21 protein-coding genes and 2 tRNA genes are annotated in these 24,199 nt (G+C 65.2%); 13 read left to right on the top strand and 10 right to left on the bottom strand.

Annotated features, from left to right (window positions below; genetic code table 11):
• Positions 1-15: 15 nt before the first annotated feature.
• Positions 16-1,263: an MgtC/SapB family protein gene (locus tag PSTAB_RS13715; protein WP_013983378.1), complete on the bottom strand. Its 1,248-nt coding sequence runs from the start codon at positions 1,261-1,263 to the stop codon at positions 16-18.
• A gap of 292 nt (positions 1,264-1,555) precedes the next feature.
• A complete protein-coding gene (locus PSTAB_RS13710) occupies positions 1,556-5,023 on the bottom strand; it encodes a hybrid sensor histidine kinase/response regulator (protein ID WP_013983376.1) in 3,468 nt (1,155 codons plus the stop codon).
• Positions 5,024-5,300: 277 nt separating this feature from the next.
• On the opposite strand from PSTAB_RS13710, the gene PSTAB_RS13705 reads away from it, so the two are divergent.
• The 4 genes from PSTAB_RS13705 (at position 5,301) to PSTAB_RS13690 (ending at position 8,460) form a co-directional block, all read left to right on the top strand.
• Positions 5,301-5,861 (top strand): GNAT family N-acetyltransferase, encoded by a 561-nt coding sequence (locus PSTAB_RS13705; RefSeq protein WP_013983375.1) that lies wholly within the window; start codon positions 5,301-5,303, stop codon positions 5,859-5,861.
• 153 nt (positions 5,862-6,014) lie between these two features.
• Complete coding sequence (locus PSTAB_RS13700; protein ID WP_011913881.1) at positions 6,015-6,731, top strand: AzlC family ABC transporter permease; 717 nt, start codon at positions 6,015-6,017, stop codon at positions 6,729-6,731.
• Entirely contained in the window at positions 6,728-7,054 is a 327-nt protein-coding gene (locus PSTAB_RS13695; protein WP_011913880.1) for an AzlD domain-containing protein, read from the top strand. Before PSTAB_RS13700 ends, PSTAB_RS13695 begins: the two co-directional genes overlap by 4 nt.
• Positions 7,051-8,460 (top strand): MFS transporter, encoded by a 1,410-nt coding sequence (locus tag PSTAB_RS13690; protein WP_011913879.1) that lies wholly within the window; start codon positions 7,051-7,053, stop codon positions 8,458-8,460. Before PSTAB_RS13695 ends, PSTAB_RS13690 begins: the two co-directional genes overlap by 4 nt.
• A 40-nt stretch (positions 8,461-8,500) precedes the next feature.
• Here PSTAB_RS13690 and rdgC read toward each other — a convergent pair whose 3' ends face one another.
• Positions 8,501-9,421, bottom strand: coding sequence for a recombination-associated protein RdgC (gene rdgC, locus PSTAB_RS13685; protein WP_013983374.1), 921 nt, complete (start codon positions 9,419-9,421; stop codon positions 8,501-8,503).
• A gap of 215 nt (positions 9,422-9,636) precedes the next feature.
• Between rdgC and PSTAB_RS13680 the strand changes: the two genes are divergently transcribed.
• From PSTAB_RS13680 to PSTAB_RS13670, 3 genes are all read left to right on the top strand, one after another.
• Positions 9,637-9,712 (top strand) — tRNA-Val (locus tag PSTAB_RS13680).
• Between the two features lie 13 nt (positions 9,713-9,725).
• Positions 9,726-9,802: transfer RNA gene (locus tag PSTAB_RS13675), tRNA-Asp, on the top strand.
• Positions 9,803-10,058: 256 nt separating this feature from the next.
• Positions 10,059-10,793 (top strand): FKBP-type peptidyl-prolyl cis-trans isomerase, encoded by a 735-nt coding sequence (locus PSTAB_RS13670; protein ID WP_011913877.1) that lies wholly within the window; start codon positions 10,059-10,061, stop codon positions 10,791-10,793.
• A 70-nt stretch (positions 10,794-10,863) separates the two neighbouring features.
• Here the strand turns inward: PSTAB_RS13670 and bfr are convergent, their stop codons facing one another.
• A complete protein-coding gene (gene bfr / locus PSTAB_RS13665) occupies positions 10,864-11,334 on the bottom strand; it encodes a bacterioferritin (RefSeq protein WP_011913876.1) in 471 nt (156 codons plus the stop codon).
• 193 nt (positions 11,335-11,527) lie between these two features.
• Positions 11,528-11,746 carry a bacterioferritin-associated ferredoxin gene (locus tag PSTAB_RS13660; protein ID WP_013983373.1) on the bottom strand — a complete coding sequence of 73 codons (219 nt, stop codon included), beginning with the start codon at positions 11,744-11,746 and terminating at the stop codon, positions 11,528-11,530.
• Between the two features lie 258 nt (positions 11,747-12,004).
• On the opposite strand from PSTAB_RS13660, the gene PSTAB_RS13655 reads away from it, so the two are divergent.
• Complete coding sequence (locus PSTAB_RS13655) at positions 12,005-13,195, top strand: GGDEF domain-containing protein (protein ID WP_013983372.1); 1,191 nt, start codon at positions 12,005-12,007, stop codon at positions 13,193-13,195.
• A gap of 41 nt (positions 13,196-13,236) precedes the next feature.
• Complete coding sequence (locus PSTAB_RS13650) at positions 13,237-13,776, top strand: YaeQ family protein (protein ID WP_013983371.1); 540 nt, start codon at positions 13,237-13,239, stop codon at positions 13,774-13,776.
• A 21-nt stretch (positions 13,777-13,797) separates the two neighbouring features.
• On the opposite strand, the gene PSTAB_RS13645 is transcribed toward PSTAB_RS13650, so the two are convergent.
• From PSTAB_RS13645 to PSTAB_RS13625, 5 genes are all read right to left on the bottom strand, one after another.
• On the bottom strand, positions 13,798-15,018 hold the full coding sequence (locus PSTAB_RS13645; RefSeq protein WP_013983370.1) for an NRAMP family divalent metal transporter: 1,221 nt from the start codon (positions 15,016-15,018) through the stop codon (positions 13,798-13,800).
• Positions 15,019-15,125: 107 nt separating this feature from the next.
• On the bottom strand, positions 15,126-15,923 hold the full coding sequence (locus PSTAB_RS13640; RefSeq protein ID WP_013983369.1) for a putative hydro-lyase: 798 nt from the start codon (positions 15,921-15,923) through the stop codon (positions 15,126-15,128).
• Between the two features lie 5 nt (positions 15,924-15,928).
• Positions 15,929-16,855: a 5-oxoprolinase subunit C family protein gene (locus tag PSTAB_RS13635; RefSeq protein ID WP_013983368.1), complete on the bottom strand. Its 927-nt coding sequence runs from the start codon at positions 16,853-16,855 to the stop codon at positions 15,929-15,931.
• Positions 16,852-17,559, bottom strand: coding sequence for a 5-oxoprolinase subunit PxpB (pxpB, locus tag PSTAB_RS13630; RefSeq protein WP_013983367.1), 708 nt, complete (start codon positions 17,557-17,559; stop codon positions 16,852-16,854). The genes PSTAB_RS13635 and pxpB overlap by 4 nt, the downstream gene beginning before the upstream one ends.
• Positions 17,556-18,305 carry a 5-oxoprolinase subunit PxpA gene (locus PSTAB_RS13625; protein ID WP_013983366.1) on the bottom strand — a complete coding sequence of 250 codons (750 nt, stop codon included), beginning with the start codon at positions 18,303-18,305 and terminating at the stop codon, positions 17,556-17,558. The genes pxpB and PSTAB_RS13625 overlap by 4 nt, the downstream gene beginning before the upstream one ends.
• A gap of 180 nt (positions 18,306-18,485) precedes the next feature.
• On the opposite strand from PSTAB_RS13625, the gene PSTAB_RS13620 reads away from it, so the two are divergent.
• The 4 genes from PSTAB_RS13620 (at position 18,486) to PSTAB_RS13605 (ending at position 24,180) form a co-directional block, all read left to right on the top strand.
• Complete coding sequence (locus PSTAB_RS13620) at positions 18,486-19,013, top strand: winged helix DNA-binding protein (RefSeq protein WP_013983365.1); 528 nt, start codon at positions 18,486-18,488, stop codon at positions 19,011-19,013.
• A 26-nt stretch (positions 19,014-19,039) separates the two neighbouring features.
• Positions 19,040-20,755, top strand: coding sequence for a single-stranded-DNA-specific exonuclease RecJ (gene recJ / locus PSTAB_RS13615; RefSeq protein ID WP_013983364.1), 1,716 nt, complete (start codon positions 19,040-19,042; stop codon positions 20,753-20,755).
• Between the two features lie 128 nt (positions 20,756-20,883).
• On the top strand, positions 20,884-22,977 hold the full coding sequence (locus tag PSTAB_RS13610; protein WP_013983363.1) for a molybdopterin oxidoreductase family protein: 2,094 nt from the start codon (positions 20,884-20,886) through the stop codon (positions 22,975-22,977).
• Positions 22,978-23,070: 93 nt separating this feature from the next.
• Positions 23,071-24,180: an NADH:flavin oxidoreductase/NADH oxidase gene (locus PSTAB_RS13605; protein ID WP_013983362.1), complete on the top strand. Its 1,110-nt coding sequence runs from the start codon at positions 23,071-23,073 to the stop codon at positions 24,178-24,180.
• Positions 24,181-24,199 lie beyond the last annotated feature (19 nt).

Raw genomic sequence — 24,199 nt, 5'->3', positions numbered from 1 at the left:
CGCGCGGCTGAACGTTTAACGCAACAGCAGCAGCGCAAGCCCGGTCAGCAGGCCGGCAAACATGATCGGCAGCGTGCGCACGGCCAGCTCTCGGCCGCCGATCAGAACGATCAGCATCGCCTTGACCAGGCTGTTGCTCAACGCGGCGAAGACGATGCCGCGTGCCGCTACCTCATGGGCCAGGCCGTCGCGGGCCTTGCTGGCCAGCGACAGGGTGATGGCATCGACGTCGGTCAGGCCCGCCAGCAGCGAAACCAGATAGATACCGGCGTCGCCGAACCAGCGTCGCGCGCCTTCCACCAGCAGGAGAATCAGCACCAGCAGCGCGGCGAAGCGAAGCGCCGGACCCAGCTCGAACGGGTTCTTCAGCAGGGGCTCGGCATCGCTGTCGGCAGCGCTGGCAGCGCGCAGGTAGTAAAACAACGCGCCGGCCGCGTAGATCGCACCGGCTGCGGCCAGGGGCAGGCTCAGCCCAGGCAGCAGGGCAGGATTGACGATGCCCACCTCCAGCAGCACGCGCGGGAACATCAGCGCCGAGGTCGCCAGCAGGCCGGCCGCGAGTGCGGCGCGCAGCTGTGGCGCATTCAGTCGGGCCAGGGTGATGGTCATCGCGGTGGACGAAACGATGCCGCCGAGCAGCGCCGTCACCAGCAGCCCATGGCGCGCACCGAAAGCGCGGATGGCCACGTAGGCGGCGAAGCCAATGCCGGCGATCAGCACCACCATCATCCAGGTGGTGTAGGGGTTGAGCGCCTGCCAGGGGCCGTAGCCCTGATTGGGCAGCGCCGGCAATAGCACCACCGAGATGAACAGCATCTTCAACGCGCCGCCCAGTTCGGCTTCGCTGAGGCGCTTCAGCGCCTGGTGCAGGCGGGTCTTGAGGCTCAGCAGCAGCGCCACCGCGATGGCGCAGGCGGCTGCCAGCTGACGGCTCTCCGCAACCGCCAGGCTGCCGAGCAGGAAGGTCAGCAGCAGGGCGACCTCGGTGGTCATGCCATGATCGCCGCTGCGCCGCGCATCAATCAGGTAGCCGGCGATCACCAGCAGACCCAGCACGATGAACATCGCGACCCAGGCAAACGCGCCGAGATGGGTGACGCTCACCGCAGCAAGACCGCCGAACAGGCCCGCCAGGCCGAAGGTGCGGATGCCGGCCACCAGCTCCTGGCCGGGGCTTTCACGCCCGCTCCAGCTACGCTCGGTGCCGATCAGCAGCCCGACGCCCAGCGCCGTGGCAAGGTTGAGAAAAAATTCCAGGGTCATTGGCCACCATGGTGAAGGGTGCAGTTGGCCATCAGTTTAACGGTGTCGCCGCGCGACGGTTGGCTTGGAGCAGCTGATTCGTCCCCAGGTCTTCATACCGGACTGGCTGCTTTGTGTCGCTGGCATCGGTCCGGGCCGGCCGCTTGGTGAGCAGGGCTTGCCAGGCGTGCTGATGCTCCGCGTTTCGGCGTCCCGGGCGAGCCGCTTTTCCCTTCGCCCCGGCTCGCTGGCCGGCGCGAAAGAGAAGGTCACCAGGCAAGCAGAGCCTGCCTGCCAATAAGGCCCGAGGCCATTACCTCAACGTCAGATGGCGGCTCATCAACGCTCGCAACGCCGCAGGCTTCACCGGCTTGGCGAGGAAGTCCAGGCCGCTGGCGTGAATGGCCGCCACCAGCTCAGGGCGCGCGTCGGCGCTGATCACCACACCTGGCACCGGTTCACCGAGGCGGGTACGCAGCCAGGCCATCAGCTCGGTGCCGGTCTGGCCCTCGTCCAGGTGATAGTCCACCAATACCAGCTGCGGACGGATGTCGTCCGCCAGCAGCGCTTCGCAGTCGGCGCGGTTGCTGGCGGTCCAGACCTGGCAGCCCCAGCGCGTGAGCAGGCTGTTCATGCCCACCAGAATGCTGTCCTCGTTGTCGATGCACAGCACCTGGGCGCCGGTCAGAGCGCTGTGCTGCGGCTCGCCACGCTTGACCGCCGGGCGTGGCTGGCTGACGGCGCGGGCGATCGGCACGGTGACACTGAAGACGCTACCCTTGCCCGGCCAGGAACGCACCTCCAGCGGGTGGTCGAGGACGTGGCAGAGGCCGTCGGCGATGGCCAGGCCTAGCCCCAGGCCCTTTTCGGCGCGGGTCTGGTGGCTGTCCAGGCGCTTGAACTCTTCGAAGATGACCTTGAGCTTGTCCTGCGGAATGCCCGGGCCGCGGTCCCACACCTCCAGGCGCAGCGACGAGCCCTGCCGGCGCACACCGAGCACCACTCGGCCCTTGGCATAGCGGAAGGCGTTGGTAAGGAAGTTCTGCAGTACCCGGCGCAACAGGCGGATGTCACTGTCCACGCGCAGCTTGCTGCCGTGCACGCGGAAGTTGACGCCCTGTTCGCGGGCCAGTGCGGTGAACTCGGTGCCGAGGGTGTCGAACAGCGTCGCCAGCGGGAAGGGGTTGCGATCCGGGGTGACCCGGCCGCTTTCCAGGCGCGAGATGTCCAGCAGGTCGGTGATGAGGTCCTCGGCCGAACGCAGCGCGCTGTCCAGGTGCTGTACCAGTTCCTGGGCTTCCTTGGGCAGGGCGCTCTGCTGGTGCGACAACGCGGCGGAGAAAAGGCGAGCCGCGTTGAGCGGCTGCATCAGGTCATGGCTGACCGCGGCGAGGAAACGGGTCTTGGACTGGTTCGCCGCCTCGGCGGTGCTCTTGGCCTCGATCAGTGCCTGGTTCAGTTGCGACAGCTCCTGGGTGCGTTCGCTGACGCGTTGTTCCAGGCCTTCGTTGGCGTCCTTCAGGGCACGTTCGGCCTCGCGGTACGCGGTGATGTCACTGAAACTCATGACGAAGCCGCCGCCGGGCATCGGGTTGCCGATCAGCTCGACGACCCGGCCGTTGGGGAACAGCCGCTCGGAGGTGTGGGCACGGCCCTGGCGCATCCAGTACAGGCGCTTGGCCACATGGGTATCGGGGTCGCCCGGCCCGCACAGGCCGCGTTCGGCGTTGTAGCGGATGATGTCGGCGATCGGCCGGCCGATGTAGACCAGCCCGTCCGGATACTCGAAAAGCTCCAGATAGCGGTGGTTCCACGCCACCAGGCGCAGCGACTGGTCGACCACGCTGATGCCCTGGGTGATGTTCTCGATCGCTCCTTGCAGCAGCGCACGGTTGAACTGCAGCACCTCGGAGGCTTCGCCGACGATGCGCACCACGTCGTCGACCTGCATGTCGCGGCCTTCCAGCGCCGCCTTGACCACCGCACGGGTGGAGGACGCACCGAGTACGCCGGCGAGCAGGCGCTCGGTATGCGCAATCCACTGGCCGTCGGCCTGCAGTTTGGGCGAGAAGTCCTGGCCGTGGCGGCGGGCGAAGCGCTGGAAGCTCTGCTCGGCGCGCTCGGCGCCGACGAAGCGCGATGCCAGGGTCAGCAGGTCCTCGACGCGCACGGCGAGCAGGCGCCGCGCGCCGGTGGGGGAGGTGATTTCCTGGCCGATGAAGCGGCTGGCCTGCCAGTGCTCCGCCACGTGGGTCTGAGTCAGGATCGAGACCCAGAAGAACAGCGTGGCGTTGCCGATCAGCGACAGGGTGACCCCGAGGGTCAGGCCGCTTAGGCCGAATCCGAGGCCGCCGTTGTACATCCAGCTGAGGCCCGGGAACATGTCCAGCGGCCAGCCGAGCAACGGCAGGATCAGCGTGTAGAACCAGATGGCCGCACCGGCGGTGAGGCCGGCGAACACGCCACGGCGGTTTGCCTGTTTCCAGTACAGCGCGCCGACCATGGCCGGCGCCAGCTGCGTGATGGCGGCGAAGGCGATCTGGCCGATGGTGGCCAGGGAGGCGGTGGAACCGAGCAGGCGGTAGCTGACGTAGGCCAGCAGGAGGATCGCCACGATGGTGATGCGGCGTACCGAGAGCATCCAGTGGCGGAAGGCCTCGAAGGGGCGTTCGGCTTCCTGGCGGCGCAGCAGCCACGGCAGCAGCATGTCGTTGGAAACCATGGTGGAAAGCGCCACGCTGGCGACGATCACCATGCCGGTCGCCGCCGAAGCACCGCCGATGAAGGCCAGCAGCGCGAGCCAGGGATGCAGCTCGGCCAGCGGCAGGCTGATGACGAACGAGTCCGGAGTGACGTCCGCCGGCAGCAGCATCTGACCGGCGAGGGCGATCGGCACGACGAACACGGCGGCCAGCACGAGATATAGAGGGAACACCCAGCGAGCCAGGCGGAAGTCGCGCGGCTCGATGTTTTCCACTACCGCGACGTGGAACTGCCGCGGCAGGCAGACGATCGCCATCATCGCCACGGTGGTCTGAACCAGCATCGCTGCCCAGTTGACGTTCTCGCTCCAGAAATCGGCGAGTTCAGGCGCGTCGTGGGCGCGGTTGAACAGGTCGCCGAAGCCGTTGTAAAGGCCGAAGGTGACGAATGCGCCGACCGCGAGAAAGGCCAGCAGCTTGATCAGCGATTCGAAGGCGATCGCCAGGACCATGCCGCGGTGGTGCTCGGTGACGTCGAGATTGCGCGTGCCGAAGAGAATGGTGAACAGTGCCAGGACGATCGAGACGATCAAGGCCGTGTCCCGGGTGCCGGTGCCGGCCGCCTCGATGTTGATGCCGCTCAGCACGTTCACCCCCAGCACGATGCCCTTGAGCTGCAGCGCGATGTACGGCAATACACCGACCAGGCAGATCAGCGTGACCACCACCGCCAGCAGCTGCGACTTGCCGTAGCGCGCGGCGATGAAGTCGGCGATGGAGGTGATGTTTTCCTGCTTGCTGATCATGATCATCTTCTGGATCACGTGCGGCGCGAACAGCATGAGCAGGATCGGACCCAGATAGATCGGCAGGAACGCCCACAGCTGCTCGGTGGACTGGCCGACGGCACCGAAGAAGGTCCAGCTGGTGCAGTACACCGCCAGAGAGAGGCTGTAGACCCAGGGCCGCAGGCGCGGCGACATGGAGGCGCTGTTACGGTCACCATAGAAGGCGATGGCGAACAGAATGGCCATATAGACGAGGGCGACCGCGGCGATCAGCCCGCCTGACAGCGTCATGCAAACTCCAGAAAGCGAAGGTAGATGCCAGGAGGATGGCTTCGGTTGACCGGTAAGGCGCCGAATTCAATCAGCTCTGGCGACTCTTTAATATGAGGATTGGCGAAGTTTCGCAGCAATGGCACGCCCCGTGTGCAGGGTTGCGACCAAGGTCGCATGTGTCTAGCACGGGCCTGCCAGCACCATCACCGGCTGTCCGCCGGCCACGGCATCGCGTCCACCCTGGGTTACTGTCTCGGCATCGCCGGTCCGTACCTACCGATCACAGGAGAATGTCATGCTTACCCCGCGCCCGGTAACCCTGCAGCGTGGTGCGCTGCGCCTGGAGCCGCTGATGGAGGCGGATATCCCTGAACTCGTCGCGCTGGCAGAACGCAACCGTGCAGAGCTGGTTTACATGAACGGGCCGTTGCGCCCGGACTGGTATCGCCACGCGCTGGCCGAGCAGCGCGAGGGGCGAGCGGTGGTGTTCAGCGTGCGGATGGCTGACCGACTGATCGGCACCACGCGCTTCGCCGACTTCAACATCGGCCTGCCAGCCGCCGAGCTGGGCTGGACCTGGCTGGACCAGGCGGAGCATGGCACCGGCCTGAACACCTCGATCAAGTTCCTCCTGCTGCGGCACGCCTTCGAGGAGTGGCAGCTGGTGCGTCTGCAGCTGAAGACCGCCGCCAGCAACCTGCGCTCGCAGCGGGCCATCGAGAAGCTCGGTGCCGAGCGCGAGGGGCTGCTGCGCAACCATCGGCGGCTGGCCGACGGTCGGCTGGATGACACCGTGCTGTACAGCATCACTGACCGCGACTGGCCGCAGGTCCGGCAGCGCCTGGCGGCCGACTGACTGCCCGGGCGGAGCTTCGCCTGGCGCCATCAGTTCGGTTATCGTGCGCTGCTTTGCCGCACAGCGGCTCGAATCATGCGGGGTTCCTTGGCTGTCATGCCGTCGTCTGACGAGGCGTGTAGGATTCTCGCCATGAGGTCTACAGGAGTTCCGATGTCCCGCTCGCAAGAGTTCGTCCATGGTTGCCGTGACATATTGCCCTTGATCCTCGGTGCGATCCCGTTCGGCATCATCTTCGGCACCCTGGCGGTGGGCGCCGGCCTGTCCGGCTGGCAGACCATGGGCATGTCGGCGCTGGTCTTCGCCGGCTCGGCGCAGTTCATCGCCATTACCCTGATCACCGGTGGGGTCGGTGCGGCGGTGGTGCTGCTGACGACCTTCGTGGTGAACCTGCGGCATGCGCTGTACAGCGCGGCGCTGCAGCCGTTCGTGAGGCACCTGCCTGGGCGTTGGCGCGTGCCCCTGGCCTTCTGGCTGACGGACGAAGCGTTCGCCGTGGTGCAGAACCGCTATGCCAGGGACGATGCGTCGCCGTACAAGCACTGGTACTTTCTCGGCGCCGCGCTGACGATGTATCTCAACTGGCAGCTTTCCACACTGGTCGGCGTCGCCTTCGGCCAGGCCGTGCCGGATATCGCCCGTTGGGGACTGGACTTCGCCATGATCGCCACCTTCATTGGCATCGCTGTGCCGATGATGCGAACGCGCCCACAGGTGGCGTCGGCAGTGGTCGCTGGCGGCGTGGCGCTGCTGACCTGGGAACTGCCCTACAAGCTAGGGCTAATAGCCGCCGCGCTGGCGGGAATCGTCATCGGTGTATGGCTGGAGCGCCGGGCCGAAACCGCTGCGCGACTGCAGGGGGCGCTATGAATACCTGGCTGCTGATCCTCGGCATGCTGGCAATCACCTTCGTGATCCGCTACAGCTTCTTCGCCTGGCCTGATCTGCGCTTTCCGCGCGCCATCGAACAGGGCCTGCATTACGTGCCGGTGGCGGTACTGACCGCCATCGTGGTGCCCGGAATGCTGCTGCCGGACGGGCAGTGGGCACTGAGCTGGGACAACGCTTACCTGCTGGCCGGGCTGCTGGCTATCGCCATCGCCGCGGTCAGTCGCAACCTGCTGGCGACCATTGCCGGCGGTCTGCTGAGCTTCTTCGCGCTGCGCTGGGCGCTCGGGCAGTTGCCGATATGAGCGGCGAGTCGTCGAGAACTGCTGCGCGAACGGCGCCGGTCGGAAGTGCCCAGGCGCCACGCTCGCAGTTCCGTCTGCTTGGCAAACGCCGGTTTCTGCCGTTCTTCTGTACCCAGCTGCTGGGTGCATTCAACGACAACGTGTTCAAGCAAGCCCTGATCCTGGCGATTCTGTTCAAGCTCGGTACGACCGCCGACAAGAGCCTGCTGATCAATCTCTGTGCTCTGCTGTTCATTCTGCCGTTCTTTCTCTTTTCCGCGCTGGGCGGGCAGTTGGGTGAACGCTTCGAGAAGGCCGTGCTGATCCGTCGGATCAAGTTCGCCGAAATCCTCATCATGCTGGCCGGTGCCCTGGGGATGCTGCTGGGCAACCTGCCGCTGCTGCTGGTGGTGCTGTTCTGCATGGGCACCCAGTCGGCGCTGTTCGGCCCGGTCAAGTATTCGATACTGCCGCAGCAACTGACGGAGGACGAACTGGTCGGCGGCAACGCGCTGGTTGAAATGGGGACGTTCCTGGCCATTCTCGGCGGCACCATCGGTGCGGGTGTGCTGATGGCGAGCGACGCCTATGCCGAGTGGGTGGCACTCAGCGTGGTGCTGATCGCCCTGGTCGGGTACCTGGCCAGTCTCGCGATTCCCGCCGCGACGGCCGCCTTGCCAACCTTACATATGGACTGGCGCGTGCTGCGCCAGTCGTGGCGGATTCTGCGGCTGGGCTTCGGCCAGCAGCGCGCCGTGTCACGGGCCATGCTGGGCAATTCCTGGTTCTGGTTTCTCGGTGCCACCTACCTGACCCAGATCCCGGCCTTCTCCAAGGACTACCTGGGTGGCGATGAAAGCGTGGTGACGCTGATCCTCACCCTGTTCTCGGTAGGCATCGCGCTGGGCTCCCTGCTGTGCGAGCGGCTGTCACGGCATCACGTTGAAATCGGCCTGGTTCCGTTCGGGGCGATCGGCCTGAGCCTGTGTGGTGGGCTGCTCTGGTGGCATGCCGGCGCGCATCCACAGCCTGCAGCCAGTGTGGACTGGCTGGCACTGCTGGGCGAGCCGTCGGCCTGGTGGGTATTGATGGACATCCTCGGGCTGGGAATCTTCGGCGGCCTGTACATCGTCCCGCTGTATGCGCTGATTCAGTCGCGCAGCGTGGCGCACGAGCGTTCGCGGGTGGTGGCGGCGAACAATATTCTCAACGCGCTGTTCATGGTCGGCTCGGCGATCATCGCGATCGTGCTGCTGGTCGTGCTGAAACTGTCGATACCGCAGCTGTTCCTGGTCGTCTCGCTGCTCAGCGTGCTGGTCTGCGGTGCGCTGTTCATCGATGCACCGGAGTTCATCGAGCGCTTCCTGCTCTGGGCGCTGGGCCAGCGGCTGGGCGGGATCCTGCTGACGCAGATCGGCCTGCGCTGAGGCGGAAGGGGGGAGGGGCGCCGCGCGGCGCCCCGTGCGGTCAGATGCCCTGCGGAACCTCTTCGCCGCCGAAGGCCTCGAACAGCGCCGGCAGGAACTCGCGGAAGGTCATCATCATCAGCAGGAAACTGGCGTCCTGCTGGGCGAGCGCGTCGTCACCACCGTCCTGTTCGGCCTGGTCCTGCAGCAGTTCCTCGAAGCGCAGGCGCTTGATGATCAGCTTGTCGTCCAGTACGAAGGACAGCTTGTCCTGCCATGCCAGGGACAGCTGGGTGACCTGCTTGCCGGCTTCCATATGCTGCTGTATCTCGTCGCTGGTCAGGTCCTGGCGCTTGCAGCGCACCACACCGCCGTCTTCGTGGGTGTCACGCAGTTCGCATTCGTCCAGCACGAAGAAGTCGTCCGCCGCCTTCTGAGTCTTCACCCAGTCGGTAAGCGTGGCGCTGGGCGCGATCTTCACCGTCAGCGGGCGCACCGGCAGCGAGCCGATCGCTTCACGCAGGGTGGACAGCAGGTCTTCGGCCTTCTTCGGGCTGGCCGAGTTGACCAGGATCAGACCGCGCTCGGCATCGATCGCGGCGAAGGTGCCGGACTTGCGGATGAAGGCACGCGGAAGGAAGGCCTGGATGATCTCGTCCTTGATCTGGTCGCGTTCCTTCTTGTAGACCTTGCGCATCTGCTCGGCCTCGATTTCGTCGACCTTCTCCTTCACTGCATCCTTGACCACGCTGCCGGGCAGGATACGTTCTTCCTTGCGCGTGGCGATCAGCAGAAAGCCCTGGCTGGCGTGCACCAGCGGGGCGTCTTCACCCTTGCCGAACGGCGCGACGAAACCATAGGTGCTCAGTTCCTGGCTGGCGCAGGGGCGGGCGGGTTTGGCGGCCAGTGCAGCTTCGAGAGTCTCGGCATCTAGAGCGACGTTCTGGGTGAGACGGTATACGAGCAGATTGCGAAACCACATGGCGGGGTAGATCTCCGGGGAAACAAAGGAGCGCATTATTCCTGCCTGGCTGGCTGAGGCCAACCCTGAAGCAAGTTAATGCGCAGCGGGCCGGATAAAATGGCTGGCAAACCAGGGTTTTCCTAAGTCCTTGGAACTTCTGCAAATTTTTTTTCAAAAGGGGGTTGCCAAGGTTCGGAACCCTCTCTAGAATGCGCCCCACTTCGAGAGCAAACGGGTGATTAGCTCAGCTGGGAGAGCATCTGCCTTACAAGCAGAGGGTCGGCGGTTCGATCCCGTCATCACCCACCACTCGAGGTTTAGCGCAGCGGTAGTTCAGTCGGTTAGAATACCGGCCTGTCACGCCGGGGGTCGCGGGTTCGAGTCCCGTCCGCTGCGCCATATTAGCTTCACGGGAACACTGAACGCCCTGAAGCATCGAAGAAAACGGCCTTATAGGCCGTTTTTTTTTGCCTGCTTTTCCGGGATGCCACGCCGTCCCTGTTCATGCCCCCCTGCGGCAAAATGCTACGCGCTTCCTTTCTTTGCCATCTCTTTACGATCCTAGCCGGGAGGCGCGGTAGCCAGTGCCTGGATGCGCTGCTAAGCTCGGCCATCCGCTTTCGGTAAGTCCCAACTGCGTAATTAAGGAAACAGCATGAGACTGAGACATCAACGTTTGGCACCTGCGATTGCCCTGGTCGGCCTGGTACTGGCCGGCTGCGACTCGCAGACCAGTGTCAAACTGGACACTCCGGCGCAGAAGGCGTCCTACGGCATCGGCCTGAACATGGGCAAGAGCCTTGCGCAGGAGGGCATGGATGATCTCGATTCCAAGGCTGTGGCGCAGGGCATCGAAGATGCCATCGGTAACAAGGAGCAGAAGCTGACCGACGAGCAGCTGATGGAGGCCTTCACCTTCCTGCAGACCCGCGCTGAAGAACGCATGGCCGAGATGAATGCCAAGGCGGTCGAGGCGGGCAAGAAGTTCCTCGAGGAGAACGCCAAGCGCGAAGGCGTGAAAACCACCGAGTCCGGCCTGCAGTACGAAGTCGTCAAGTCGGCCGAAGGTCGTCAGCCGACCGAGAACGACGTGGTGACCGTTCACTACGAAGGCAGTCTGACCGATGGCACCGTCTTCGACAGTTCGATCAAGCGCGGCAGTCCGATCGATCTGCCGGTTGGCGGCGTGATTCCTGGCTGGGTCGAAGGCCTGCAGCTGATGCACGTCGGTGAAAAGTTCAAGCTGTACATCCCGAGCGAGCTGGCTTACGGCGAGCAGAGCCCGAGCCCGCTGATTCCGGCGAATTCGGTGCTGGTGTTCGATCTCGAGCTGCTGGATATCAAGGGCGACGAAGCCGAGCAGCCTGCCGAGGCCGCCGAGCAGCAATAAACGGAACCGCTGGAAACGAAAACGCCCCGATCTGATCGGGGCGTTTTGCTTTGCGTCGGTTTCCGACGGATCAGTCGTCCATCTGCGACTGCAGGTAGTTCTCCAGGCCCACCTTGTCGATCAGGCCCAGCTGCGTTTCCAGCCAGTCGATGTGCTCTTCCTCGGACTCGAGGATGTCTTCCAGCAGCTCGCGGCTGCCGTAGTCGCCGACGCTCTCGCAGTAGGCAATGGCCACCTTCAGGTCCTGTACGCCACCCTGTTCCAGCTTGAGGTCGCACTCAAGCATTTCGCGGGTATTCTCGCCGATCAGCAGCTTGCCGAGATCCTGCAGGTTCGGCAGGCCTTCCAGGAAGAGGATGCGCTTGATCAGCTTGTCGGCATGCTTCATCTCGTCGATGGATTCGTCGTACTCGTGCTTGCCGAGCTTGCCGAGACCCCAGTCTTCATACATGCGCGCATGGAGGAAATACTGGTTGATGGCTACCAGCTCGTTGCCGAGGATCTTGTTGAGATGCTGAATGACCAGCTTGTCGCCTTTCATGAAGTTAGCCTGCCTGGAACGGTGGTGATTGATGCAGTCTGGCCAGCGTCGGGCGAGCTGTCAAACCTAAGTCCTTGAATGCAAAAGCCTAAATCTAGTGAGAATGGTTGCGTTCTGCATCCTGGTGTGGCAACTGGCTGATTTGCAGGCAAAAAAAAGCCGGGCAGGGCCCGGCCTTCAAGGCTTCAGTCTGTCAAGCCTGAACAAAGCTCGCGGGGTAGGCCAGGGCCGCCTGGGCGTTCTGCACGTCGCTGAGCGTTTCGCGAACGACCTGCTTGGCGACGCATGCGCATTTGCCGCACCGGGTGGCGACGCCGGTCGCTTCGCGAACCTCACGATAGCTGCAGCAGCCCTCGTAGATGGCATCGCGAATCTGGCCGTCGGTGACACCCTGGCAAAGACAGACGTACATAGAGCACTACCCGTTGAATTCGTTGACGGGAGTGATGCTAATCAGAATGAGAATAATTGTCAAAGATCGTTCGTCGGCTGGCCGATGACAGGCACTCGAACAATGTGCCGCCGCCGCGATTGCCATGCCCTGCCAGGGCCGGCGTCCGTCGGCGTCAGCTGGCTCCGCGTAGGGCGGGGGCGTAAACTGCCTGCCTTTCTGAACCTGCCTGTTGCCCGCGCCTGACGCGGGACAAGGCCGTCCCTACGGAGCCGCGCTGTGCATCTGAGCGTTCCCACCCTGACGCTGGTGGATATATATGTGCTGCTCCTGCTTGGCGTGCTGATGTTCTTCGCCTGGCGCAGCGGGCAGCGTGATGCGACGCTGGGCTTCACCTGCCTGATGCTGCTGTTCGGGACGGTTTCGACCGTGCTCGGCTGTCTGCGCGGAATGGGGATCGACGTGGTGCCGATCGTGCTCGGCAACATCGCCCTCCAGCTCGCGCTGGCCATGAACTGGACGGCGATGCGCACGTTCGTCGGTCGACCGCCGCACCTGCCCGGAATATTGGCCGGGGCGCTGCTATGGGGCGGGCTGTGCCTGGTGCCTGCGTTTTATTCATCCCTGACCGCGCGGCTATTGCTGGCTTCGGCGCTGACGGTCGTCTACACCCTGCTTGCGATGTCCGAGCTCTGGCGCAGCCGGCAGCGCCTATCGGTTTCGCTGCGGCCGGCCATGGGCCTGATGCTGCTTCACGTATCGTTCTATCTGCTGCGCATGGTGGTCGACCGCGGTCAGCCGTTCGGTGACGCCGATCAGGTGAGCTTCTCTGCCTTCGTGATCTTCGAGACGTTGCTCTATGCCATCGGCATTTCCTTCGTCACCCTGGCGATGGTTCGCGAGCGTGCCGAGCAGCAGTATCGGCACGCCTCGCTCAGTGATCCGCTCACCGGCATCGGCAACCGACGCTCTTTCATCGATGCCGGGCAGGCCCTGCTGCAGCGCTGTCGTGCGCGCGGCGAGCCGGTGACGCTGCTGCTCTGCGATCTGGACTTCTTCAAGCGGCTCAACGACACCTTCGGTCATCAGGCCGGCGATCGTGCGCTGATCGACTTCGGCCAGGTGATTGCCCGGCGAATGCGACGTCAGGACGTGTTCGGGCGGATCGGCGGAGAGGAATTCGCCTGTCTGCTGGCCGATGCCGATGCGCTTGTCGGCCGCGAGGTAGCCGAGCGTATTCGCGGCGAGTTCGCCGCCATGCCCTTCGCCGAGCAGGGGCAGCTGAGTGTCAGCATCGGCGTGGCGACCACCACCTCCCGCTACGAACTCGACGAGCTGATGTCGCAGGCGGACCGGGCGCTCTATGCCGCCAAGGCGGCCGGGCGCAACTGCACTCGCCTGGCGAATGGTGACGCCGAGGCCCAGGACGGCGCAGCGCTTACCCGCGGTGCGCCCGGGTTCGGGCTTTGAGTTAGACTGCCTGCCTTTTTTCCGACCAAGAAGCCCGCCTCATGGCCCTGCAAGCGACACCCTACAAAGTCGAGTTGAATCTCACGGACCTGGACCGTGGCGTCTATGAAAACCTGCGCTTCACGGTAGCCAGGCACCCCTCGGAAACCGAGGAGCGTCTGGGTGTGCGTCTGATCTCCTATGCATTGTGGTACAGCGAACAGTTGGCGTTCGGCCGCGGGTTGTCCGATGTGGACGAGCCGGCACTGTGGGAGAAGAGCCTGGATGGCCGCATCCTCCACTGGATCGAGGTCGGCCAGCCGGATGCCGAGCGTCTGACCTGGTGTTCGCGACGTGCCGAGCGCGTCAGCCTGCTGGCGTACGGCAACCTGCGGGTCTGGCAGAGCAAGGTGATCGATGCGGTGAAGGGGCTGAAGAACCTGTCCATCGCCAGCATCGACTCCGAGGCGCTGGCCGCGCTGGTCAAGGACCTGCCGCGTAGCCTGCAGTGGGGCGTGATGATCAGCGACGGCACCTTGTTCATCACCGACGAACGCGGCCAGTTCGAGGTATCGCTCGGCTGGCTGCTCGGCGAGCGCTGATCGCGCTCGCGTACGTGGCGGTCAGGACTGCCAGAATTCCAGCAGGGCGTTGAACGACATCACCACCCCGACCGCCGTGGCCACCATCGCCAGCAGGCCGAACACCAGCATCCAGGTCGGGTGGCGATAGCGGTCGCCGACGATTGCCGGCTTGCGCGACGCCAGCAGCACGCAGCCCAGCGCCAGCGGCAGCACCAGGGCATTCAGCGTGCCCGCCACCACCAGCACCTTCACCGGCTGTCCGACCAGGCTGTAGATGAGCGTCGAGCAGGCGATGAAGCCGATCACCATACGCTGGTTGTGGCGGCGGATGCTGTCGTGCAACGAGTACATGAAGGTGACGCTGGTGTAGGCGGCGCCGATCACCGATGACACCGAGGCGGCCAGCAGTACCACGCCGAAGATCTTGTAGCCGACCGTGCCCATCGAGTGGGAGAACACCGAAGCGGCAGGGTTGCTCGGGTCGAGGCTGAGCCCCTGGCTGACGACTCCGAGCGCGGCCAGGAACAGGCAGATGCGCACAACGCCGGTAGTGGCGATGCCGGTGACCGCCGCTCGGGTGACCAGCCTGACGTTCTCGACGCCAGTGATGCCGGCTTCCACCAACCGGTGCCCGCCGGAGAACGAGATGTAGCCGCCAACGGTACCGCCCACCAGTGTCACGATTGGCAGCAACAGGATCAGCGGATCGTCCGGGTTGAAGCTGCGATTGACCGCCTCGAGCAGCGGTGGGCTCGACTGCAGCATGGCGTAGCCGATCATGCAGAGCATCACCAGACCCAGCACCTGCATCACCGAATCCATTACGCCCTTGGCATTGCGCAGCAGGAAGATGCCGATGATCAGCACCGCGGCGATCAGCGAGCCGATCACCGGCGGGATGCCGAAGATGACGTTCATGGCCAGCCCGGCACCGCCGATGTTGCCGATGTTGAAGGCGATGCCGCCAAGCACGATGAAGGCCGAGATCAGGTGGCCGACGCCGGGGATCACCCGGTTGGCGACATCCTGGCCGCGCAGGTTGGCGACGGTGATGATCCGCCAGATGTTGAGCTGGGCGCCGATATCGATCAGCAGCGAGACCAGAATGGCGAAGGCGAAGCTCGCCAGGTATTTCTCGGTGAACAGCGAGGTCTGGGTCAGAAAGGCCGGCCCGATGGACGACGTCGCCATGATGAAGATGGCGCCGCGAAGCACGTTGCGCTGGGAGGGTGTGGCTCTTTCGGCTTGCGTAGGTTGCATTGGATACCTTCTTTTTTCTTGGCGTTGGGGCAGGTAGGGAAATGCAGCCGTGCAGCGAGTGCCCGGCAAGATTGTTGTTGTTTGGTGATGCGCAAAACCGTGTCGGGTCAGATCACCCCCAGCTGTTCGTCGCGCAGGTCGGTGATGAACATGTGCCCTGGCGCGTGGGTGATGACCAGCTCCGGCCGGGCCTGCATCGCCACCGCCTGGGGCGTCACGCCACAGGCCCAGAACACCGGGACCTCACCTTCGCGTAGCTCGGATGGCTCACCGAAATCCGGTTTGGCCAGGTCTGCGATGCCCAGCAGTCGCGGGTCGCCGACATGCACGGGGGCGCCATGCACGGAGGGAAATCGCGATGTGACCTGCACGGCGCGCACCACCTTGTTCGCAGGCATCGGCCGCATGCTCACCACCATCGGCCCGCTCAGGCGGCCGGCGGGCTGGCAGGCGATGGTGGTGCGGTACATCGGGACGTTGTGGCCGTCCTCGATGTGCCTGACTGGCACGCCGTTGGCCAGCAGCGCAGCCTCGAAACTGAAGCTGCAGCCGATGAGGAAGGCCACCATGTCGTCCTCCCAGAAGGGCGTGATGTCCTGCACCTCCTGATCGAGCTCGCCATTGCGGTAGATGCGGTAGCGCGGGAAGTCCGTGCGGATATCGGCGCCTGGCGCCGCGTGCCGTGGCTCGAAGCTCCCCGGGTCGGTGACGTCCAGCAGCGGGCAGGGTTTGGGGTTGCGCTGGCAGAACAGCAGGAAGTCGTAGGCCAGCTCACGCCGCACGATCATGAGATTGGCCTGGGCATAGCCATTGGCCAGTCCGGCGGTCGGGCCGTCGAATTCGCCCTGGCGAATCCGCTCGCGCAGTGCGGCGGGTGACAGGTCTCGGTAGGCGGTCAGGTTCATATCCATCACTCCGTGGTGGTCCGTTGCCAGCTGGCGAGCAGCCGCCGCTGCTCGCGTTGTGCGCGTTCCAACGCCACCGGCTTCAGGCGCAACACGGTGCCGGGCATGCATTGGGCCAGCTGCGCGACTGCCAATGGCGTGAGTGCGCCAAGGCGCGGGTAACCGCCGATGGTCTGGCGGTCATTGAGCAGGATGATCGGCTGACCGTCCGCCGGAACCTGAATAGCACCCAGCGGAACGCCTTCGGAGATCATGGCCGAGCGCGCGCAGCGCAGGGTCGGTCCCTGCAGGCGAACACCCATGCGGTCGGCGCGCTGGTCGACGGTCCAGTCGCTGTTGAACGCATCGAACAGGCTCTGCCCGGTGAAATCGCCGATCTGCGCCCCCAGTACCACCGATAGCCCGGCGCCGGGCAGCGGCACCAGCGCCTGCTCGGGCAGGTTGCGCATCGTCGTGGCGTGGCCGCGCCAGTGCAGTAGGTCGCCCTTGGCCAGGGGCTGGCCGTCGCCGTTCAGCCCACCGAGCTGCTCACGGCGTACCGTGGCACAGCTGCCCAGCACGGCCGGTGCGCTGAAACCGCCGGGTGCGGCGAGATAGGCACGAACACCCTGGCGCGGTTGACTGAAGATCAGTGTCTGACCTTCCCGGATGCGAAAGGCGCGCCCGGGCATGAGAGGCTCGCCATCGAGCGTCGCGCCGAGATCGGCGCCGCAGAGTGCGAGGCAGGCATCGGTCTGAGCGCGCAGGCTGAAATTGCCGAGAGTGATCTCCACCGTGGGGGCCTGCAGCGGGTTGCCCAGCAGCCAGTTGGCCCAGCCGTGGGACAGCCAGTCAACGGCACCGCCCAGGGTCACGCCGAGGTGGCGAACGCCGCTGCGGCCGGCGTCCTGCAGAGTGGCCAGGGCCCCGGCCTGTTCGATCAGCAGGCTCATGCGGAGGCCTCCTGGAAGGGCGTGTCGTCGCCGCCGAGACGGATGAACTCGGCCCGCTCGATGGGCACAAAGCGCACGCGGTCGCCGGGTTGCCAGAGGCTGAAGCCGTCCAGTTCGCGGTCGAACAGGCGAACCGGGCTGCGGCCGATCAGGTTCCAGCCGCCCGGTGACACCAGCGGATAGATGGCGGTCTGGCGGTCGGCGATGCCCAGACTGCCGGCCGGCACCTGCTTGCGCGGCGTCGCCAGGCGTGGGCTGGCGAGGCGCTCGTCGACCAGCCCGAGAAAGGCGAAGCCGGGCGCGAAGCCGAGGGCGAAGACTTGATAGATGTGCGTGCTGTGTCGCTCGATGACCCCCGCGACACCGAGGCCGCTGCGCTCGCCCAGCGCTTGCAGTTCCGGGCCGACGCTCGGGTCGTACCACACCGGTATGTCGTGCTGACGGGCACTCGTGGCCCCTGCCGGTTCCAGCCCATCGAGAGCCTGCCGTACATACTGGCGGGCCTGGTGATCGTCCAGTTGCGCCAGGTCGTACTGCACCAGCAGGGTCGTGTAGGAGGGCACCAGATCGATGAGTGCAGCACCGAACGCATCCCGCACACGCTGAGTGGCGGCCAGCATCCACGGCATATTGTCCTCGTCGATCTGATCGAACAGGCGCAGCACCAGGCTATCGATGCCGACCACCTCGATCCGCGGCGTCATGCGGGGAGTGCCTGCAGTGCGTGACGAATGCGCTGCACAGCGGCGATGGAGCCGGCGTTGTCGCCATGCACGCAGAGCGTATCGGCCTGCAGGATCAGCGCGCTGCCATCGCTGGCGGTCAATGCTTCCCCCTTGGCCAGGCGCAGGGCCTGGTCGGCCACCGTTTCGGCATCGTGGTGCACGGCACCCGGCAGGTTGCGCGAGACCAGCATGCCGGCGGCGTCGTAGGCGCGGTCGGCGAACACCTCGAACCACAGGGTGATGCCGATTTCCGCCGCCATCGCCTGGCTTTCGCTGTTGTCGCGGGTAGACATGAGCATCAGCGGCAGGCTGGCACTGTAGGCCTTTACGGCGGTCATGACCGCGCGCAGCAGCTGTGGCTGGCGCATCATGTCGTTGTAGAGCGCGCCGTGGGGTTTGACGTAGCGGACCTGCGTGCCTTCGGCGCGGCAGATGCCGTCGAGCGCACCGATCTGATAGAGCAGCATGTTCTCCACTTCGGCCGGGCTGCAGGCCATGGAGCGCCGACCGAAGCCGACCAGGTCCGGATAGGCCGGGTGCGCGCCGATGCGCACGTCGTGCTGGCGCGCCAGCGCGACGGTGCGCCGCATGATCTGCGGATCGGAGGCATGGAAGCCACAGGCGATATTGGCGCAGTCGATAAACGGCATCACCTCGGCGTCCAGGCCCATAGTCCAGGCGCCGAAGCTTTCCCCTATGTCGCAATTGAGTAACAGACGACTCACGATGGCTGCTCCTTTCGAGATGGGCCGGTGCGGCGGTCGAAGTCGATACACTGATAAAGTATCGATAAATTATCAACGTATTTTTCCTGTTGACCTCCGAAGTGACCGCGCGGACATTGCTGTATCCTTGCCGCCCACCTCGATACGATCGACTGCCGCTTCTTCAATCAGGAACTCAGAATGGTTGACGCCAAAAGCTCCCGTCCGTTGCGATCCTCGATCGTCGCCTCGGCGCATCTTGCCGAGCAGTCCCAGGAGCTGTCCGAGCTCGAGTACGGCATCATCGTCGCCAGCGCCGCGCTGATGCGCTGGATGGAGCGCTGCATGCAGGCCTGCGGCACGGTGGAAATGAATGCACTGGACGTCATGGTGCTGCACAACCTCACCAGCCGGGGGCGGGCCAAGCGACAGGCGGATATCTGCCTGCTGCTCAACGTGGAAGATACTCACACGGTCACCTATGCCTTGAAGAAGCTCGGCAAGCTGGGTCTGGTGGAAGGCGCCAAGCAGGGCAAGGAAATGTTCTATCGCACCACTGACAAGGGGCGCGCGCTCTGTCAGGAGTACGCCGACATCCGCCGCGAATGCCTGATCGCCTCGTTCGAGAACCTCAACATCGACCCCGATGAAATCCATCGTCTGGCCGGCATGCTGCGTGCCATGTCCGGGCTGTACGACCAGGCCGCTCGCGCCGCCACCTCCCTGTAAACGACCTTCACCGAGCCCGGAATTCCATGCGTATCGAACCCCGCCCCCTGCCCGAGCAGCTGCCCAACCTCGGCGAGCTGCCGCCGCTGCTGCAGCGCCTCTACGCGGCCCGTGGCGTGACTTGCGCGGAGGAACTGGACAAGGGGTTGGCGCGGTTGATTCCTTATAAGCAGCTCAAGGGCATCGATGCCGCGGTCGAGCTGCTGGTCGAGGCGCTGGAAAAGCGCCAGCGCATCCTGTTCGTCGGCGACTTCGATGCCGACGGCGCCACCGCGAGCAGCGTCGGCGTGCTCGGCCTGCGTCAGCTTGGGGCGGCGCATGTCGATTATCTGGTGCCCAATCGCTTCGAATACGGCTACGGGCTGACGCCCGAAATCGTTGCCGTCGCCTTGCAGCGCGAACCCGACCTGCTGGTGACCGTCGACAACGGCATCTCCAGCGTCGATGGCGTCGCGACGGCCAAGGCGGCCGGGTTGCGGGTGCTGGTCACCGACCATCACCTGCCCGGTCACGAGCTGCCGGCGGCCGATGCCATCGTCAATCCCAACCAGCCGGAATGTACCTTCCCGAGCAAGTGCATCGCGGGTGTCGGGGTGATCTTCTACGTGCTGCTGGCCCTGCGCGCACGGCTGCGTGACCTCGGCTGGTTCGCCCGTCAGGGCTGGCCCGAGCCGAACCTGGCCGAGCTGCTCGATCTGGTGGCGCTGGGCAGTGTCGCCGACGTGGTGCCGCTGGACGCCAACAACCGCATTCTGGTCCACCAGGGCCTGGCGCGAATTCGCGCTGGGCGGGCTCGGCCGGGGCTGCGGGCGATTCTCGAGGTCGCCGGGCGCGATCATCGGCGTATCACCTCCACTGACCTTGGCTTCATCCTCGGCCCTCGATTGAACGCGGCCGGTCGGCTGGATGACATGTCGCTGGGCATCGAATGCCTGCTCTGCGAGGACGAGGCGCTGGCGCGCGACATGGCGACCCAGCTCGACGAACTGAACAAGGATCGCAAGGCCATCGAGCAGGGCATGCAACGCGAGGCGCTGGCGCAGCTCAAGGATCTGCCCCTGGAGGACCTGCCGTTCGGCCTGTGCCTGTTCGAGCCGGACTGGCACCAGGGGGTGATCGGCATCCTCGCCTCGCGCCTCAAGGAGCGCTACCACCGCCCGACCATCGCCTTCGCCGATGCTGGCGACGGGCTGCTCAAAGGGTCGGCGCGCTCGGTGTCGGGCTTTCATATCCGCGATGCACTGGATGCGGTTGCCGCCAGGCATCCCGGCCTGATCAGCAAGTTCGGCGGGCACGCCATGGCGGCCGGGCTGTCGCTGCCACAAGCCAACTTCGGCGCCTTCGCCGCGGCCTTCGATGCCGAAGTGCGCCGCCAGCTGTGCGAGGAGGATCTCACCGGTCGGCTACTCACCGACGGCCAGCTCAGCGTCGAGGAATTCCATCTGGAGCTGGCGCGTGCGCTGCGCAACGCCGGGCCCTGGGGCCAGCATTTTCCCGAGCCGATGTTCCATGGCGTGTTCCAGCTGGTGCAGCAACGTATCGTCGGCGAGCGCCATCTCAAGCTTGTGCTCAAGAGCGAATGCGGATCGCTGACGTTGGACGGCATCGCCTTCAACGTCGACCGCGAGATCTGGCCGAACCCGACGGTGCGCTGGGCGGAGCTGGCCTACAAACTGGACGTCAACGAGTATCGCGGCCAGGAAAGCGTGCAGCTGATGGTGGCGCATATCGCCCCGCGCTGACCGATGCATGCCGGCCGACGATAGGCTGGCTGAATCGGCTGGCATTCCCCGGCGGAACGTTCGATTGTTGCCTGCGGCCGCGGCGCCTAGAGTGGCGGGACAACAACAGCGCCATGCGGGAACCCGAAATGAGCGACATCAGCGTCCATCACCGTGCCTGTCACCTGTGCGAAGCCATCTGCGGCCTGACCATCCAGACCGAAGGCGAGCGCATCCTTTCGATCAAGGGCGACCCCCTCGACAGCTTCAGCCGCGGCCATATCTGTCCGAAGGCAGTGGCGCTGCAGGACATCCAGAACGACCCTGATCGCCTGCGCCACCCGATGCGCCGCTGCGGCGATGAGTGGCAGGCCATCAGCTGGGAGGAGGCCTACGAACTGGTCGCCGAGCGCCTGGCTGAGATCCGCGAGCGCCACGGTAGTAATGCCGTGGCGATCTACCAAGGCAACCCGAGTGTGCACAACTACGGGCTGACGACCCACAGCAATTACTTCCTCGGCTTGCTGAAAACGCGCAACCGCTTCTCCGCGACCTCGGTCGACCAGCTGCCGCACCACCTGACCAGCCACCTGATGTACGGCCATGGCCTGCTGCTGCCGGTGCCGGATATCGATCACACCGATTTCATGCTGATCCTTGGCGGCAACCCACTGGCCTCCAATGGCAGCATCATGACCGTGCCCGATGTAGAGAAGCGGCTGAAGGCGATCCGCGCCCGCGGCGGCAAACTGGTGGTGGTCGACCCGCGGCGCAGCGAGACTGCAGCGATCGCCGATCAGCACTTGTTCGTGCGCCCCGGACAGGACGCGGCGCTGTTGTTCGGCCTGCTCAACACCCTGTTCGAGGAAGGGCTGACGCGTGCCAGCGAACTGCCGCTGGACGGCATCGAGGAGGTGCGCACGGCGATCGCCGCCTTCAGCGCCGAGGCGATGAGCGCCCGTTGCGGTGTTCCGGCCGAGCAGATCCGCCAGTTGGCGCGGGACTTCGCGGCGGCGGACAGGGCGGTCTGCTACGGACGCATGGGCGTTTCGACCCAGGCCTTCGGCACGCTCTGCCAGTGGCTGGTGCAGCTGATCAACCTGGTCACCGGCAACCTGGACCGGGTCGGCGGCGCGCTGTGCACCGAGCCGGCGGTGGATCTGGTGGAGACCACCAAGGGCGGCCATTTTGACGCCTGGCGTAGTCGGGTGTCGCAACTGCCCGAATATGGCGGCGAACTACCGGTAGCGGCATTGGCCGAAGAGATGCTCGAGCCTGGGGAGGGGCAGGTGCGTGCGCTGATCACCGTGGCTGGCAACCCGGTGCTTTCCACACCCAACGGGCGCAAGCTGGAGCAGGCGCTGGATGGACTAGAGTTCATGCTCAGCGTGGACTTCTACATCAACGAGACGACCCGCTATGCCGATGTGATCCTGCCGCCGACCGCACCGCTGGAGCACGACCATTACGACGCGACATTCAATCTGCTCGCCGTGCGCAACGTCACCCGCTTCAACCTGCCGGTGCTGCCCAAGCCCGAGGGCGCGCTGCATGACTGGGAAATCTTTATCGGCCTGGCCGAGGCCTACGCCGGGCGGGTGGGCGTCGAGCTCAAGCCGACCATGCCGCCGCAGCAGATGATGGACCTGGCGCTGCGCCATGGGCCATACGGCGACAAGTCCGAGCGCAAGCTGAGCCTGGCAGCGCTGGAGGATTATCCCCACGGGCTGGATCTCGGGCCGCTCAAGCCGAATCTGGCGCGGCGCCTGAAAACGCCGAACAAGCGCATCCAGGCCGCGCCGGCGCTGATGCTGGACGATCTGCAGCGTTTCGCTGCGCAGCCCCAGGCGGGTGCCGACGAGCTGTTGCTGATCGGCCGCCGCCATGTACGCAGCAACAACTCCTGGATGCACAACTACCAGCGCCTGGTGAAGGGTAAGCCGCGTCATCAGTTGCTGATGCACCCGACCGACATGGCGGCGCGGGCGCTGCAGGATGGCCAGCGGGTGCGCGTGCATTCGCGGGTCGGCGTGGTCGAGGTGGAGGCGCTGGCCAGCGAGGAGATGATGCCCGGCGTGGTCAGCCTGCCGCACGGCTGGGGCCATGCGCGGCCGGGCGTGCAGCTGGATATCGCGCGACAGCAACCGGGCGCCAGCAGCAACGACCTGACCGACGAGCGCCAGCTGGATGTCTCCGGCAACGCGGCGCTCAACGGTGTGCCGGTGCAGGTCAGCGCCGCCTGACGAGCGACTCTGCCCGCCGCGGGCTGGGCACGGGCGCGGAAACGGTCTCTACTGATGGGTGTCCAACCCGCATCCACGACAGTAGAGGCCGACATGTCCCAGCTTTTCCAGCCGCTTACCCTGCGCCAGCTCAAACTGCCCAACCGGATTGCCGTATCGCCCATGTGCCAGTACTCGGCGAAGGCGGGGATGGCAAACGACTGGCATCTGGTGCATCTGGGCAGTCGAGCCGTCGGTGGCGCCGGACTGGTGATCGTCGAGGCGACGGCGGTCAGCCCTGAGGGGCGTATTTCGCCGGACGACCTGGGTATCTGGTCCGACGAGCATGTCGAGCCATTGCGGCGGATCACCCGCTTCATCGAGGCGCAGGGCGCATTCGCCGGTGTGCAGCTGGCCCATGCCGGGCGCAAGGCGAGCACCTGGCGGCCCTGGCTCGGCAAGCATGGCAGCGTGCCGATCGCTGCCGGCGGCTGGACGCCGGTGGGGCCGTCCGCCATCGCCTTCTCGCCGGAGCATGCCGTGCCCACTGCGCTGGACGCTGCCGGTATCGCGGCGGTCGTGCAGGCGTTCGTCGAGGCGGCCGAGCGCTCATTGGCTGCCGGTTTCAAGATCGCCGAAGTGCATGCGGCCCATGGCTACCTGCTGCATCAGTTTCTTTCACCGCTCTCCAACCAGCGTCAGGATCGCTATGGCGGCTCGTTCGACAATCGCATCCGTCTGCTGCTGGAGGTCACCGCTGCGGTGCGCCAGGTCTGGCCCGAGGAGTTGCCGCTGTTCGTCCGCCTCTCGGCGACCGACTGGGTCGATGATGGCTGGAATGCAGACGAAACGGTCGAGCTTGCACGGCGGCTCAAGGATGTCGGCGTCGACCTGATCGACGTCTCATCCGGTGGCACTGCGGCCAACGCCGATATTCCGGTCGGGCCGGGCTACCAAACGCAGTTCGCCGAACGCGTGCGCAAGGAGGCGGGTATCGCCACCGGCACGGTCGGGATGATCACCGAGGCGGTGCAGGCCGAACACATCCTGCGTACCGGCCAGGCCGACCTGATCCTGCTCGCCCGCGAACTGCTGCGCGACCCGTACTGGCCGCTGCATGCCGCCGAATACCTGCGCGACGGGTCCGTGGCCTGGCCGGCGCAGTACGTACGTGCCGCCCATCGCGACACGCCGATCCGCCAGGTGCCCGAGTCGTTCGACTAGTAATCCTTTACGTCCTTCG

Origin of the sequence: Stutzerimonas stutzeri, assembly GCF_000219605.1 — a bacterium.
Taxonomy (GTDB): Bacteria; Pseudomonadota; Gammaproteobacteria; order Pseudomonadales; family Pseudomonadaceae; genus Stutzerimonas; species Stutzerimonas stutzeri.
Note: the sequence above shows the minus strand (reverse complement) of the source record. Positions and strands in the feature narration are given on the sequence as shown.